Source organism: Chloroflexus islandicus (assembly GCF_001650695.1).
GTDB classification, from domain to species: domain Bacteria; phylum Chloroflexota; class Chloroflexia; order Chloroflexales; family Chloroflexaceae; genus Chloroflexus; species Chloroflexus islandicus.
Genome location: NZ_LWQS01000125.1, coordinates 23,178 through 38,792 on the forward strand (window position 1 = coordinate 23,178; position 15,615 = coordinate 38,792).

General features: G+C 62.2%; 12 protein-coding genes. 7 read left to right on the forward strand and 5 right to left on the reverse strand.

Annotated features, from left to right (window positions below; translation table 11 throughout):
- Positions 1–70: 70 nt before the first annotated feature.
- Both A6A03_RS19460 and A6A03_RS19465 read right to left on the reverse strand, forming a co-directional pair.
- Positions 71–1,213 carry a DUF5667 domain-containing protein gene (locus A6A03_RS19460; RefSeq protein ID WP_066791553.1) on the reverse strand — a complete coding sequence of 381 codons (1,143 nt, stop codon included), beginning with the start codon at positions 1,211–1,213 and terminating at the stop codon, positions 71–73.
- A gap of 117 nt (positions 1,214–1,330) precedes the next feature.
- On the reverse strand, positions 1,331–3,469 hold the full coding sequence (locus A6A03_RS19465) for a BMP family lipoprotein (protein WP_066791554.1): 2,139 nt from the start codon (positions 3,467–3,469) through the stop codon (positions 1,331–1,333).
- A 316-nt stretch (positions 3,470–3,785) separates the two neighbouring features.
- Between A6A03_RS19465 and A6A03_RS19470 the strand changes: the two genes are divergently transcribed.
- Positions 3,786–4,775, forward strand: a complete 990-nt coding sequence (locus tag A6A03_RS19470; RefSeq protein WP_066791555.1) for an SPFH domain-containing protein — start codon at positions 3,786–3,788, stop codon at positions 4,773–4,775.
- Positions 4,772–5,683, forward strand: a complete 912-nt coding sequence (locus A6A03_RS19475; protein ID WP_066791556.1) for an SPFH domain-containing protein — start codon at positions 4,772–4,774, stop codon at positions 5,681–5,683. Before A6A03_RS19470 ends, A6A03_RS19475 begins: the two co-directional genes overlap by 4 nt.
- A 97-nt stretch (positions 5,684–5,780) precedes the next feature.
- Here A6A03_RS19475 and A6A03_RS19480 read toward each other — a convergent pair whose 3' ends face one another.
- Positions 5,781–6,002 (reverse strand): type II toxin-antitoxin system prevent-host-death family antitoxin, encoded by a 222-nt coding sequence (locus tag A6A03_RS19480; RefSeq protein WP_066791558.1) that lies wholly within the window; start codon positions 6,000–6,002, stop codon positions 5,781–5,783.
- A 332-nt stretch (positions 6,003–6,334) separates the two neighbouring features.
- Here A6A03_RS19480 and A6A03_RS19485 point away from each other — a divergent pair, with 332 nt between their 5' ends.
- The 5 genes from A6A03_RS19485 (at position 6,335) to A6A03_RS19505 (ending at position 14,028) form a co-directional block, all read left to right on the forward strand.
- Positions 6,335–6,766 (forward strand): Hsp20/alpha crystallin family protein, encoded by a 432-nt coding sequence (locus A6A03_RS19485; protein ID WP_066791560.1) that lies wholly within the window; start codon positions 6,335–6,337, stop codon positions 6,764–6,766.
- A gap of 174 nt (positions 6,767–6,940) precedes the next feature.
- Positions 6,941–7,906, forward strand: a complete 966-nt coding sequence (locus A6A03_RS19490) for a thiamine pyrophosphate-dependent dehydrogenase E1 component subunit alpha (RefSeq protein ID WP_066791562.1) — start codon at positions 6,941–6,943, stop codon at positions 7,904–7,906.
- 20 nt (positions 7,907–7,926) lie between these two features.
- Complete coding sequence (locus A6A03_RS19495) at positions 7,927–8,958, forward strand: alpha-ketoacid dehydrogenase subunit beta (protein ID WP_066791564.1); 1,032 nt, start codon at positions 7,927–7,929, stop codon at positions 8,956–8,958.
- A gap of 1,176 nt (positions 8,959–10,134) precedes the next feature.
- Complete coding sequence (mutS, locus tag A6A03_RS19500) at positions 10,135–13,074, forward strand: DNA mismatch repair protein MutS (RefSeq protein WP_066791566.1); 2,940 nt, start codon at positions 10,135–10,137, stop codon at positions 13,072–13,074.
- Positions 13,075–13,092: 18 nt separating this feature from the next.
- Complete coding sequence (locus tag A6A03_RS19505) at positions 13,093–14,028, forward strand: bifunctional riboflavin kinase/FAD synthetase (RefSeq protein WP_066791568.1); 936 nt, start codon at positions 13,093–13,095, stop codon at positions 14,026–14,028.
- Between the two features lie 89 nt (positions 14,029–14,117).
- Here A6A03_RS19505 and A6A03_RS19510 read toward each other — a convergent pair whose 3' ends face one another.
- Both A6A03_RS19510 and A6A03_RS19515 read right to left on the reverse strand, forming a co-directional pair.
- The gene (locus A6A03_RS19510) at positions 14,118–14,876 is read right to left on the reverse strand and encodes a 3-hydroxybutyrate dehydrogenase (protein ID WP_066791570.1); all 759 of its coding nucleotides are present in this window, start codon (positions 14,874–14,876) and stop codon (positions 14,118–14,120) included.
- A gap of 82 nt (positions 14,877–14,958) precedes the next feature.
- A complete protein-coding gene (locus A6A03_RS19515) occupies positions 14,959–15,615 on the reverse strand; it encodes an adenylate kinase family protein (protein WP_066791572.1) in 657 nt (218 codons plus the stop codon).

Here is a 15,615-nt window from a genome sequence, read left to right on the forward strand (position 1 = left end):
CTGCTCGGTTGCAGAAGGTATACCGTTGTTGTGAAGAAGAGACAACGCTTGCTAACGTTGTGGGCGACGTTTAATCACCATTGCTGCTCCGGTTGCCGCGGCCCGGTTCAGCGGTCGGCGTAAGGTTGGGGCCACCCCGACCGCCATCGCCGCGGCCCGGTTCGGCGGTCGGAGAGGGGTTCGGGCCGCCTGCGCCGCCATCGCCACGGCCCGGTTCGGTGGTCGGGGAGGGATTCGGGCCGCCTGCGCCGCCATCGCCACGGCCCGGTTCGGTGGTCGGGGAGGGGTTCGGGCCGCCCGCACCACCGTCGCCGTGGCCCGGTTCAGCGGTCGGAGAGGGGTTCGGGCCGCCTGCGCCGCCATCGCCGTGGCCCGGTTCAGCGGTCGGGGAGGGGTTCGGGCCGCCCACACCGCCATCACCGCGCCCCGGTTCAGCGGTCGGAGAGGGGTTCGGGCCGCCCACACCGCCGTCGCCGCGGCCCGGTTCAGCGGTCGAGGAGGGGTTCGGGCCGCCCGCGCCATCGCCGCGGCCCGGTTCAGCGGTCGGGGTGGAACGTGGCCCAACCTCCCCATCCCGATTCCCAGTCCCGCCCGGTTTCGCCGTCGGGGTCGCGGATGGAAGTGGAGATGCAGGCAAGGGTGCAGTGGCAGGGGTAGATGTCGCCCATTCGGTTGGCGTAGGAACGATCAGCGTGGCGGTAGCGGTAGGATCCGGTGGCAGCGGCGTTGCCGAGGGCGCCATCGTTACGGTAGTCGTTGGCGTCGCTAATGAAGCTGTTGGCGTGGGGGCAAGCGTCGCATGAGCAGGTTCACCTGCATGGTTCGCGGGATCATTCGCGCCAAGCACGATGATGACCTCAGCCTGCACGGCATCATTGGCGGTACGACCGTGGATAAGCAATGCAGCGCCGAGCGCTGGCTGGCCCTGAATGCGAGTCGTTTCGCTGATCATCACCGGAATGCCGCTAACCTGCCAACGTTCTGCGCTCATCAACTCAAGCGTACCGTGAAACTCGACCTCTGTGGCGCGGGATTGCGCCAGCAGCACCTGTACCTCGTAGCGACGGCGCGCGGCAAAGCTTGTTTTCAATTGTTCACTGTGGCCGCTCAGCGTGAGTTGCACCTGTTCGATGGAACGTTTGACGGGGTAGAGCGGTTCTCCCGGCAAGGCTGTATCAGCCGCCCATGTTAAGCCGCTGCCAGCGAACAGCATCAGGAGCACAACACTGGCCGCTTAGGCGCGAATTGCTGTATGATTGCCGGCGAGATATTGCGGAAGCAATACCTCGCCGGCGGTTATCGAGCGCTTGATGATGAACGGAGGTCGCGGTTAGGGCTGGAACGGCTGCGGAGCCGGGATCGTCGCCGGATCGAGATCACCGCTGACCGGATCGACGCCGGTGGTCAGTTCACCCTTGGTCAGCGCGGCCAAAATCTCCTCCATGCGGCGCTTAACCGCATCAGGCACCTCATTGGCCGTGTCGTGGTAATCGGCGTAGCCGATACCGCCGTTGGCAGCCTCGTACATGGCAATGCCATTGCCCTTGAAGGTACCGTTGACGACCGCCTTGATCTGGTCGTAGACGGCCACGTCAACCCGCTTCAACGCCGAGGTCAGCAACCGGTTAGCGCCGGGGGCAGTGCCACGGGCAAACGTCGTAAAGTACTCGTCTTGATCGACGCCAATCACGTAGACACCGCGGGCAGCAGCCTCTTTGATCGCACCGGAACCGGTGGGGCCGCCCGCACCCATAATCACATCAGCGCCTTCGCCAATCATCTGCTGGGCCGTGCTGGCGCCGAGGGCCGGGTCAATGAAGGTGGGCAGATAGACGCCGAGCAGGTTGATGTTGGGGTTGACATAGCGCGCGCCGTTGTCGAAGGCGTTCTTAAAGCGCTTGACCGGTGGGATCTCTTGGCCGGCGACCACGCCGACGGTGCCGGTCTTGGTCATCATACCGGCCAGTGCGCCAACCAAGAAACCGGCCTGATCCTCGCGGAACTGCAAGCCGACCAGATTGTCGGTGACGGTACCCGGCTCATAGAACTGGTCAACGCCGATGAAGATGATGTCGGGGTGCTCGGCGGCGAACTTCTTGGTCGCATCGGCGATCAAGAAGCCGACGGTGATGATGACGTCGAAGCCCTCGTCGATGAAAGTCTGGATATTCTTATCGTAATCGGCTTGAGCCTGCGTCTCGATGTACTTGTACTCGAGCCCAAACTCTTGCGCCGCCCGCAACGCGCCGAGGTGGGCCGACTCGTTAAACGTGCCGTCGTTCACCTTGCCCAAGTCCGTCACCAGTGCAATTCGGGGCAGCTTGACATCAGAGGAGCGGAAGGGTTGTGGTGTGGGAATGGTGGCCGGATCAACATCACCGCTGACCGGATCAACGCCGGTGGTGAGGGTGCCGTTGGTCAGCGCGGCGAGGATCTGCTCCATGCGCACCTTGACCTCGGCAGGAACGACGTTGGCGGTGTCGTGGTAGTCGGCATAGCCGATACCGCCGTTGGCGGCCTCGTACATCGCGATGCCGTTGCCCTTAAAGGTGCCGTTGACGACGGCCTTGATCTGGTCGTAGACGGCCACGTCAACCCGCTTGATCGCCGAGGAGAGGATCTTGTCAGCGCCGGGAGCCGAGCCGTTGGCAAAGGTGGTCACATACTCGTCTTGGTCAACGCCGATGACGAACACGCCACGGGCGGCGGCCTCTTTGATCGCGCCGGAACCGGTTGGGCCACCCGCGCCAAAGATCACATCAGCGCCATCGCCGATCATCTGCTGGGCCGTGCTAGCGCCGAGGGCAGGATCGATAAAGGTCGGCAGATAGACGCCGAGCAGGTTGATGTCGGGATTGACATAGCGCGCGCCGTTGTCGAAGGCGTTCTTAAAGCGCTTGACTGGCGGGATCTCCACGCCGGCCACCACGCCCACGGTGCCGGTCTTGGTCATCATGCCGGCCAGCGCGCCGGCCAAGAAGCCGGCCTGATCCTCGCGGAACTGCAAGCCGACCAGATTGTCGGTGACGGTGCCCGGCTCGTAGAACTGGTCAACGCCGATGAAGATGATGTCGGGGTGCTCGGCGGCGAACTTCTTGGTCGCATCGGCGATCAAGAAGCCGACGGTGACGATCACATCAAAGCCCTCATCGACGAAGGTCTGAATGTTCTTCTCGTAATCGGCTTGGGCCTGCGTCTCGATATACTTGTACTCGAGCCCAAACTCTTGCGCCGCCCGCAACGCGCCGAGGTGGGCAAACTCGTTAAACGTCCCGTCGTTCACCTTGCCCAGATCCGTTACCAGTGCGATCCGGGGCTTGCCAGAATCTGTGGGGGCCGTCGTGGGAGCGGCGGTCGGCGCCGCAGGCGCCGGCGTCGCAGTGGGCTGGGCCGCAGGCTGGCCACAGGCCGCCAGCATCGGCACGAGTAGCGTGAAGAGCGCTACCAGCGTCAGCAGAGTCTTGCGCATGTCTTCTTCTCCTGATCTACGACGATCGGATCCGTTCAGAAGTGCCATGTGGGCGAGCATGGCCCTTCTGTTGTGACGCACCAAATGGTACGCCTCGCAATCTGTGAGTCGGCGCGATTATAGCACATGTAGCGCAACTTTTTCAGCGGTATCCCGTATGTTATACTGAAGTCGCTACACGAAGGATAGAAGCTATGTCACAATGCTGCTGCCTCAGAATAGTGCCGGTTGGATACGGTGAATCGTCGTGAGTTCACGGTTGTTACGCCGTGAACTCGTTTTGTTTCTATGGCGGATATGTGCGTGAGGAGGGGCTATGGCCATTCCAGTAGGGATTGCACTGGGGTTATTAGCGTGGTTTATCGTTCGGTACATTGCGTTGAGTTTCTACACCGTCGATCAGAACGAACGAGCCGTCAAGACCATCTTTGGCCGGGCCGAACGCTTGCCGGGGCCGCCAGTTGATGATCCGTTTCTCGAGTATATGCGGCCCGATGAGCGCGAGCGCTATCGCTATCCGCAAGTGCGGGTGATCCCTCCCGGCGGCCCGTACTTTAAGTGGCCGTGGGAGCGGGTCTATAAGGTGTCGATCGCGACCCAAACCATCAACATGGCGCTCGATTTGGAAGATCCAACCGCTAATCAGGGTGGCAGGGTGCTGGAAGCGGTCACGAAAGACCAGCTCAACGTCGGCTTGAAGGGCCAGATCCGCTACCGCGTGTCGGAACGGCATCTCTACGCCTATTTGTTTGGCGTCAAAAATCCGGTCGTGCATGTGATGGGCTATTTTATCTCGATCCTGCGCGAACGGATCGCCAACTTTGCTGCGCCGGCGACCGAAACCGGGCAGTTGAATGCGATGCCAACCGAAGGCTCTGAAGTGACCGGCGTCTCGATCAACGATCTGCGCAAGAATTTGCGCGATCTCAACGAGCTGATGGATCGCGAGTGCTTGTCGTCGGCGGCGCGGTATGGGATCATTCTCGATGCCTCGCTGATCACTGAAATCGATGCGCCGTCGGAAGTCGAGTCGGCAATGGCGGCGATTAACACCGCCCATAATCAAGTGTCGTCGGACATTAGCCTTGCGCAAGCCGCTGCCGACCAAAAGATCGTCCAGTCGAAACGGGCGGTCGAGATCGAGACGCTCAAAGCGCAGGCCGAAGTGGAGCCATTGCTCGCATTGGCCGAGCAGTTGCGGGCCTTGAAAGCAAGCGGCTCTGACGCGCTGCCGGCCTATTTGCGCAATGTCCGGCTTGGTCTGTATCAGCAGGCCGAGCGCGTGATTATGGAGGTGGAACAATGAATTTCTTGTTCTCCACGATTGTCGTCGCGTCGATCACCTTCGTCGCGGCGTTTATTCTCGCGCCGACCTTCTTCGGCTTGTTGCGCTTGTTTGGCTTCTACACCATCGTTCACGAAGGCACCTGCCACGTCTATACCCTGTTCGGCAGCGTAGTCGGCGTCTTGCGCGAGCCGGGGTTGGTGATTTTGCCGTTCCATCTGGGGCTCAACGCGTTTCTCATCGGCTTCTTTGGCCGGCGGTACGTGATCGACATGCGGCTCGATCAGCGCTATCTGCGCAGCCAGCCGGTCAATTCGGAAGAGGGTGCGCCGATGGGGATCGGTGTGTGGTACGAGATGGCGGTGGTTGATCCGGTGGCCTATCTGTTCAAGAACGTCGATCCGCAAGGCTCGCTGGCGGCGAATGTGAGCAATGCGGTGGTGCGTACGCTCAGCAATATGCCGTTGGCGCAGATGCTGGAAAACCGGCACGCGATGAGCCAAGCGGTGCGGGCCGAGGTGTCGCCAAAAGCGGCTGAGTGGGGCTACCGGCTGGGGTCGGTCTACATCCGTAAAGTTCACTTCCGCGACATCAATATGATCCGGCAGATCGAGGCCAAGGTGGTTAACCGGCTGCGCCAAGTGACGTCGGCGATCTTGCAAGACGGCGCCAACCGGGTGAATATCATCACGAGCACTGCCGAACGGCAAGCGGCGATCGAGTTTGCCCGCGCTAAAGCGGTGCGTCCGCAAATCCTCGGTCAGGCGCTGGCGCGCATCGGCTCTGATCCAGAAGTGCGCGACGCACTGTTTACCATTCTCGAGCTGCAAAATCTAGCTGAAAGCAAAGCGCGGGTGACACTGGTGCCGTCGCAAACCGATAATCGGATCATGCCGGCTTTAATGGCTGCTCAAGACGGACGCCGGTAGGGTCGCTGCGTCGCGGCCACTATTAAGCTATGACGCGGGGGCGATACGATGCCCCCGCGCCATGCTTGTTTTGCCAACAGCGTATTCGTCTCATTCATCACCCATTCTGTTCTCGGGCCTGTTCGGCCTGCATCGCCATCGCCCGCAGTTGTTCAAATAGCTCAATATTAAGCAATACCGCCGATGGATACCCTTTCTGGGTGATCACCACCGGCTGCCCACTCACCTTGGCTCGTCGAATGAGCGCCGCAAGGCTGGCCGCAGCCTGCGAGATCGGTACTACACCTCCCTGCAAGTCGATATTAATTGACCGTGCCATGTTCACACCCCTTTGGATTAGTGCCGGTGATAGTGTAATTGCATTGTATCACGTTTGATACAAGCTGTATAGATCAGATTTATACTGTCTTTGTTCATTATTGTGCATAAAAACAGTGGCCATAGGTGTGTTTGTGCTGCCATGATTACCCAAGGCATCTGGTCAATTTCCGGTTAAACCGCTCGGCCTTACGAATCGTTGCGGCAAATGTAGACACTGCTTTAACACTCTGCCAACGTCATTCTAACAATACCTTGCTATTGTATAGCCAAGCTCGAAATGAGAGCACGACTGATGAACAGAAATAACACGATGATGCAAGGAGGACGGCTATGACGAACATCACCCGCTGGGATCCCTTCCGCGAGATGACCCAACTGCTCGACGATACCTTCTTCACCGGTTTCACCGGTGTGATGCCGCGCAACGGCAGCTTGGTGCCGGCGCTCGACTTGAGCGAGACCGCTGATGCCTATCACGTTGAGATGGCGGTGCCCGGCATGACCGCTGATCAACTCAACATCACCTTCGAGAACAATGTGCTGACGATCAGCGGTGAGATTACGCAGAGCAGCGATCGCAAGGATCGCCAATATCACGTCACCGAGCGCCGCTATGGCCGCTTCAGCCGCAGCATCCGCCTGCCCAATCAGATCCATCCGGATCGGATTGAGGCCCGGCTTGAAAATGGCGTGCTGACGGTGACGGTACCGAAGGCCGAAGAGATCAAGCCGCGCAAGATTGCGGTGAACGTCGCTCAATAGTCGTCGCGCCACGCATCACCGGTTTGAGCGTAGGGACATTGCCAAGCAATGTCCCTACAGTTTTTTGTACACCTGCCTTTCTTCATCGAGTACAATACCTCATATACCCCACAAGTTGGCGGAATCACGGCAAGGACGCCGGCTGAGCGATGCCTTCACCGGCAAGGAGACGGCATGAACGAGATTGATGATGAATTGCTGCAACAAGCCCACTATTGGATGCGCCTAACTCGCGCGCTCGATGATCGCGGCACCTTTCTCCACAAGCAGAGCAAAATCGTTGGCGGTTACTTTTCGCAGATCGGTCACGAAGCCCTCAGTGTGGCTGCGGCGCTGAGCCTCGGCCCCAAGGATATCATCGCGCCAATGCACCGTGATCTTGGCGCGTATCTGGTGCGCGGCCTGACCCCGCGCCGGATTTTGGCCCAGTGGCTGGGCCGTGAGACGGGAGTGACCCGCGGGCGCGACGCGAATCTGCACGGGATGGGTGATCTCAGCTTGGGGATTATCGGCTTTATTAGCCATTTGCCCGCCTCGACCGGCGTGATTACCGGCGTGGCCCACGGCATCAAACTGAAAGGCGAGCCGCGGGTGGCGATGTGCTTTTTCGGCGATGGCAGCGCCTCGCAGGGGCTGGCCCACGAGGCGATGAATTGGGCGAGCGTGTTTAAGCTGCCGATGGTTATTATCTGCGAAAATAACCAGTACGCCTATTCGACCCCCCTCAGCCGCCAGATGGCGATCGAGCATATTGCGCAACGGGCTGCCGGCTACAATATGCCGGGGGTGATTGTTGACGGCAACGACTTTGCTGCGGTGTACCACGCCACGAAAGAGGCGGTCGAGCGGGCGCGATCCGGCGGCGGGCCAACCTTGATTGAATGCAAGACGATGCGCATGCGCGGCCATGCCATTCACGACAATATGGCCTATGTGCCCAAAGAGTTGCTGGCCGAGTGGGAGGCGCGCGATCCGATCGCCCGCATCGAAGCTGAATTGCGCGCGCGCGGCTTGCTCGATGACGCCAAGCTGGCTGCGCTGCTGGCCCGGATCGAAGCCGAACTCGATGAAGCGCAGGCGTTTGCCGAGGCGTCGCCGTACCCTGACCCGGCAACCGTGACTGATGGCGTCTATGCCTAACGCGCTGGCAGGAGGAAGTTATGACGTGGGATCAAGGATTGCATAAAGCGACCACCGTATTGGCCGGCGAGCAGGGGACGCGCGAGCTGACCTATCTGGAGGCGATCCGGGCCGCCTTGCGCTACGAGATGCAGCGCGATCAGCGGGTGCTGGTGATGGGTGAAGATATCGGCGTCTATGGCGGCGCGTTTAAGGTGACGCAAGGCTTGATCGAGGAGTTTGGCGAGGATCGGGTGATCGATACCCCGATGACCGAGCTGGCGATGATCTACGCCGCGATCGGGATGTCGTTCGAGGGCTTTTTGCCGGTGGTCGAGATGCAGTTCGCTGACTTTATCTCGACCGGCTTCGATGCGATTGTGCAATTCGCCGCCACTAACCATTTTCGCTGGCGGCAACCAGTGCCGATCACCATCCGCGCCCCCGGCGGCGGCGGTCTGCGCGCCGGCCCGTTCCATTCCCAATCCAACGAAGCGTGGTTTGTCCATACTCCCGGCCTCAAGGTCGTTGCGCCGGCCACCCCTGCCGATGCCTATGGCCTGCTGCTCAGCGCCATCCGTGACCCCAACCCGGTCATCTACTACGAGACTAAATATCTCTACCGCTCGCTGAAGGGGATGGTGCCGGAAGGCGAGGCGTTAGTGCCAATTGGCCAAGCGGCGGTGCGGCGCAGCGGCGAAGAGTTGAGCATCATCGCCTACGGCGCCATGGTGCAAGAGGCGCTCAGCGCGGCGAACGAACTCGAACGCGCAGGGCATAGTGTTGAGGTGATCGATCTGCGCACGCTCAAGCCGCTCGACGAAGCGGCAATTGTGGCCACCGCGCGCAAGACCGGCAAAGTGCTGATCGTGCATGAAGCCAACCGCACGTGCGGCGTCGGCGCTGAAGTGGCCGCGATCATTGCCGAGCAAGCCTTCGAGTATCTCGATGGGCCGATCACCCGGCTAGCTGCCCCCGACACGCCGGTGCCCTACAGTCCGCCGCTTGAAGACGCTTACCGGCCCAACGCCGCCAAAATTCTCGCCGCCGCCCGCGAGTTGTTGGCGTATTAGGGGTTGGGGAGTGCAGGGAGGCATAGCCGCGCGGGCGCAGCGACCCCGGCCCTGAAGGGCCGGGCTAAGGTTACGAAGCCCGCTGCGCGGGCTAACGGCCCTTACCCCCCAACCCCCTCTCCCACCTGACAGCGGGAGAAGGGGAGCCGCTGAATTGGCGGCAACGACAGTGCAGCAGCGGAACGCAGCAGCGCCCCTCTCCCGCGTCGCGGGAGAGGGGACGGGGGTGAGGGTCTATTTACTGCCAGCGCCCGCAGCACGCTCCCCCTTCGGCGGCAAGGTTCCGCTTCCGTGCTCGCGGGGGATGGCTTCGCCGCGCGGGGGCAGCGCATCGCTCTGCCCCTACGCGCGGCGCGCAATGACAAGCGGGGAGCGGCGAGGCGCAGCGACCCCGGCCCTTCAGGGCCGGGCTAGGGGTACGAAGCCCGCTGCGCGGGCTGACGGCCCTCACCCCCCAACCCCCGCTCCCACCTGACGGCGGGAGCGGGGGAGCCGCTGAATTGGCGGCAACGACAGTGCAGCAGCGGAACGCAGCAGCGCCTCTCTCCCGCGACGCGGGAGAGGGGCTGGGGGTGAGGGTCTATTTACTGCCAGCGCCCGCAGCACGCTCCCCCTTCGGCGGCAAGGTTCCGCTTTCGTGCTCGCGGGGGATGGCTGCGCCGCGCGGGGGCAGCGCATCGCTCTGCCCCTACGCGCGGCGCGCACTGACAAGCGGGGAGCCGCGCGGGCGCAGCGACCCCGGCCCTGAAGGGCCGGGCTAGGGGTACGAAGCCCGCTGCGCGGGCTGACGGCCCTCACCCCCCAACCCCCGCTCCCACCGTCAGGTGGGAGCGGGGGAGCCGCTGAATTGGCGGCAACGACAGTGCAGCAGCGGAACGCAGCAGCGCCCCTCTCCCGCGTCGCGGGAGAGGGGATGGGGGTGAGGGTCTATTTACTGCCAGCGCCCGCAGCACGCTCCCCCTTCGGCGGCAAGGTTCCGCTTTCGTGCTCGCGGGGGATGGCTGCGCCGCGCGGGGGCAGCGCATCGCTCTGCCCCTACGCGCGGCGCGCAATGACACCGGCGTGCCCGCATCTTCGCATTCCGGCGGAATATGCTATCATAGCGCGGATGGTTATGATCGTCGCGCTAGGCGGAGTCATTGCCGCTCTAAGCTCCCGCACTACGATAAGAAACCCATGGCCGCTATCGAACTGCATGCGTGGTATCGCCAATATCGCAAACTCAAAGAAGAGGCTGCTGACGCCATTCTGCTCTTCCGCTTCGGCGATTTCTACGAAACCTTCGACGACGATGCCAAGCTGATCGCGGAATTGCTTGACGTAACATTGACGCGCAAAGAGTACGCGGTCGATAAGCGCGCCCCCAAAGATCAGCAGAAGCTCTATGCGCCAATGGCGGGGATGCCCTACCACGCCGTCGATCGCTATGTCAGCGAGTTGGTGGCGCGCGGCTACCGGGTGGCAATCGCCGAGCAGTTGAGTGAGACCGAGGCGATGCGCAATGATACCCGCCCGCGCTCGGTTTACGCTGCCGGGTTGACCCCGCTCGAAAGCAGCGGCAAGATGGTGCAGCGGGCCATTGTCCGCATCATTACGCCGGGTACGGTAATCGATCCGGCGATGTTGCCCGACCGCACTAACAACTATCTGGCTGCGGTGATTGTCGAAGCGGAAAAGGTGGGGTTGGCGTATGCCGATCTCTCGACTGGCGAGTTTGCTGCCGCCGAATTTACCGATGCTCGCGCGCTGATCCAGTTGCAAGCCGAATTAGCCCGTCTCCGTCCCGCCGAAGTGTTGGTGCCGGACGATGAGTCGTTGCGGTTGCCGCATTTGACCCCGGTGCAAGCCCGCCTTAGCCAAGATCTGGCCCCGCTGACCAAGGAAGAGCGCGAGGCGCTGTTGCCCCACGAGCGGGTGGCGCGCCGGCTTGACGGCGCTAGCGCGGCGAGTTGGACGCAGGGTGAAGTGACGGAGTGGCCAGCGTGGCGTTGGGAGTTGGCGACGGCGGCTGAGGCGCTGCGTGAGCAGTTGGCGGTGGCTTCGCTGGCAGTGTGCGGCCTCGATAACCGGCCCTTGGCGACACGCGCTGCTGGCGCGTTGATCCAGTATGCCCAGATGACCCAGCGCCAGCGCGTCAGCCAACTGCGCCATCTGCGTGTCTACCATACCGGCGCGTATATGCTGCTTGATCCGCAGACGCGGCGCAACCTTGAGTTGCTCGAAAGCAGCGGGCGGCAGGGGAATAAAGCGTCGCTGATTGGCGTGCTCGACCGGACTTGCACCGCGATGGGGGGCCGGTTGTTGCGGCGCTGGATTACCCAACCCTTGATTGTGCTCGAACCGCTGCAAGTGCGCCAGCATGCCGTGGCCCGGCTGGTGTTTGAGACGATGGCTCGCCTTGAGTTGCGTTCGGCGCTGGCCGAGCTGCCTGATATGGAGCGGGCGCTGAATCGGATCGCGCAAGGGATCGCGGTGGCGACGCCGCGCGATATGGTGCAGTTGCGGGCGGCGTTGCGTAAACTGCCTGCCGTGGCGCAAGCGGTTGAGCACCTCTTGCCCGATCTGCTCGCGCCAGAGATGGCCGGCGAACCGGCGCCGGCGCTCGATCTGTGCAGCGATGTCCTCGATTTGCTTGAACGGGCGCTTGATGAAGACCCGCCGGCCCTGCTCGGCGCATCGAACTATCTGCGCGCCGCCGAAGAGGGTGGCGAGCGTCCGCGCCGGGTGATCCGGCCCGGTTTCGATCAGCGGCTCGATGCGTTGATTAAAGCCAGCCGCCATGCCCAAGAGTTCATTGACCGCTTGGAGAGCAAAGAACGCGAGCGCACCGGCATTCGCTCGCTCAAGGTGAGCTACAACCAAGTCTTTGGCTACTATATCGAGATCTCGCGCGCAGTTGACCCCAAGCTCATCCCGGCGCACTACGAACGCAAACAGACGCTGGTCAACGCCGAGCGATATGTCACCGAAGAACTGAAATATTACGAGAGTCTGCTGAGCGATGCCCGCCTGAAACTGGTCGATCTCGAACGCGACATCTTCCAGCGCCTGTGCGACGAGATCCAGCAGCACCTCGACCGGCTGCGGGCAACGGCAGCGGCAGTGGCGCGGCTCGATGCGCTGGCGGCGCTGGCTGAAACAGCAGTGCGCGGGCGCTATGTGCAGCCGGTGCTACGCACCGATCGGGTTTTGCGCATCAAGCAAGGCCGCCATCCGGTGGTTGAGCGCACCCTCAGCGAGCCGTTTATCGGCAATGACATCGAGCTTGACGGCGACAACGTCCAGATTCTGATCATCACCGGCCCTAACATGGCCGGCAAGAGCACCTTCTTGCGCCAAGTGGCCTTGATCACGCTCATGGCGCAGATCGGCTCGTTTGTGCCGGCTGATGAAGCCGAAATTGGACTAGTCGATCGCATTTTCACCCGGATTGGCGCGCAAGACGACATTGCCACCGGCCAAAGCACCTTTATGGTCGAGATGACCGAAACCGCAGCCTTGCTGATGCAGAGCACGCCCCGCTCGCTGATCATTCTCGACGAAGTGGGGCGCGGCACCAGCACCTACGACGGGATGGCGATTGCGCGCGCTGTGGTGGAATACATCCATGACGATCCGCAGCTTGGTTGCCGGACGTTGTTTGCTACCCACTACCACGAGCTGACGGCGCTCGAAGGTGAGTTGGCGCGTGTCCGCAACTACCACATGGCGGCGATCGAGCGTGATGGGCGGGTGGTTTTTCTGCATGAACTGCGCCGCGGCGGCGCCGATCGTTCGTATGGCATTCACGTCGCTGAGCTGGCCGGCATTCCGGCGCGTGTGATCCGGCGCGCGAACGAATTGTTGGCTGAGCTGGAAGGGCGGGCGGCTGAACCAGTGGCGACGCGGCGCGATGTTGAGCCGGATGACATAACTGAGCCGCCGGCGCCGCGCCAGCCTGAACCGGCGCCGGCAGCGCCGGCCCGTCCGCCCGCGCCGAGTATGCAACTCTCGTTCTTTGATCTCGCGCCGCATCCGGTGGTAGAGTACATACGGAGGCTGCGGATCGAAGAGTTGACCCCATTAGAAGCGTTAAACCGGCTGGCCGAATTGCAGCGGCTGGCCGATCAGGGATAGAAACGGAGCAGGAAGTCTGTGCAGATCGCCCGCGACCTTACTCCCGGCTTGGCCAACCGGGCGACAGTGTTAACCATTGGCCGTTTCGATGGCGTCCATCTCGGCCATCAACAACTGATTCGCACCACGGTAGAACGGGCGCGCGCGCTTGACATGCTGAGCGCCGTGCTGACGTGGGAACCGCATCCGCGCGCAGTGTTGCAACCCGGCCAGCCGTTGCAACTGCTGAGTGATCTCGATGAGAAGATCGAGCAGATCCGGCGGCTCGAACCGGATCTGCTCATTATTGCCCCCTTTACCGAAGAGATTCGCCGCATGGCAGCCGCCGAGTATATGGCGCGGATTAGCGCGGCGCTGCCGGTGCGCGAGATCTGGGTGGGCGAAGATTTTGCTATGGGGCGTGGGCGCGAGGGTGACATCCCGCGCTTGATGGAGATCGGGCGCGAGTTGGGGTTTGCGGTTGGCGCGCTCAGCAAATACACCGTGGCCGGCATTCCGGTCAGCTCGTCGCGTATCCGCGAGCTGGTGCTGGCCGGCAATGTCGCCGGCGCAGGCGCTTTGTTGGGGCGGCCATTCGCGTTGCGCGGGATCGTGACCCATGGCGACGGGCGGGGACGCCAGATCGGCTTCCCTACTGCTAATGTCCAAGTCAGCTACGATATCGCTCTGCCGGCCAACGGCGTCTACGCCTGCCGGGCCTATCTCGCCACCGGTGAAGTGGTGCCGGCAGTGACCAACATCGGCATCCGCCCGACCTTCGACGGCACGCGGCGCGTCGTCGAAGCGTATTTGCTCGATTGGGAGGGCGACCTCTACGATCAACCGCTGCGTCTTGAGCTGCTGATGCGGTTGCGCAACGAACGCAAATTCAACGGTATTGACGAGTTGGTCGCCCAAATCCATCACGATGTGGCCGAAGCGCGGGCCGTGTTAGGCGTACCCGCACGGTCGTAGGGGCACTGCGCCGCAGTGCCCCTACGACCGCGCCGCAGTGCCCCTACGACCGCGCCGTAATGCCTAGGCATTGCACTGCAATGCCCCTACTACCGCGCCGTCCAACCGAGTGCGATTTCGTACACCGACCCAGTGATGGCGCCGGCGGCATCGGAACAGAGGAACGCCGCTAATCCGGCTACTTCAGACGGCTCAATCAGGCGCTTAATCGCTGCCGGTTCGAGCATCACCTTCTCGATCACCTGATCTTCGGGAATGCCGCGGGTACGGGCTTGATCGGCGATCTGTTTTTCGACCAGCGGCGTGCGCACGTAAGCCGGTGCAATCAGATTAACGGTAATCCCGTAGGGGCCACCCTCTAGTGCCGCGGTGCGGGTGAAACCGAGCAAGCCATGCTTCGCCGAGATATAGGCGCTCTTGAAGGGCGAGGCGCGCAGACTATGCACCGAACCGATATTCACAATTCGCCCGCGCCCATTGGCCTTCATGCTCGGCCAGACATACTTCGTAAGCCGGAAGGGGGCGGTTAACATCACCGCGATCATTGTCTCCCAGCGATCTTCGGGGAACTCTTCGATCGGATCAATGTGTTGAAAGCCGGCATTGTTGATCAGCGCATCCACCCGGCCATACGCATTGAGTGCCGCATCAACCGCTTGCCGGCAGCCGGCCTGCGTCGCGAGATCGACCCCCACAAAGACACCGCCGAGCCGCTCGGCGACCGCCTCGCCGGCTGGGCCGGGCAAATCAACGATCACGACCCGATAGCCATCGGCAGCAAACCGTTCCGCGCAGGCCAAGCCGATCCCGCTCGCTGCGCCGGTAATCAGCGCCACATGCCCGTTCATCGTTGAACCTCCTCTTCCACACGCCCGTTGCCGCTATTGTAGCATAGCGCGCGGTGAGGCTGCGGCGCTGGGTTGGGGAAGCTCAAAGCTGCAAGGCCGCGCGGATTGCCGCTACGATCGCCGGCGGCGGCTGATCGGCATTCACGTGATGCACCACCCCGCGCGCTGCATAAAAATCGAGCACGGGGGCGGTCGCTTGCTCGTAGAGCTGGAGGCGGGCGCGAATGACGTCGGGTTGATCGTCGTCGCGTTGCATCAACACACCGCCGCGGGCCAAACATTGGGCAACGGTCTCGGTATCGTCGATATGCAACGTTACATCGCGCCCATCGGGACTGCGGCAGACGCGGCGGCCACTGAGGCGATGAATGATCGTCGCTTCGCTGAGATCGAGCACAATCACGGCATCAACTTGCCGGCCTTGCTCGGCCAGCAGTGTTTCGAGCATCTGCGCTTGGGCCACGCTACGCGGATACCCGTCGAGCAGGCATGGCTGCGCCGGAGGGATCGCGTTCAGCCACGAGCGCATCAGCTCGGCCATCAGTGCGTCAGGCGCCAATTGCCCATGTTCGAGCAACGCCCCAATCTGTTGTCCGATTGGAGTTTGGGCCCGAATCTCGGCGCGCAATTGCTGGCCGGTGGCAATAATGGCCATCCCGGTCTCGCGCGCCAACTGAGTGGCGATGGTCGTTTTGCCCGCACCGGGCGGGCCGATTAAGAGAATCGTCGGTGCTGTCAA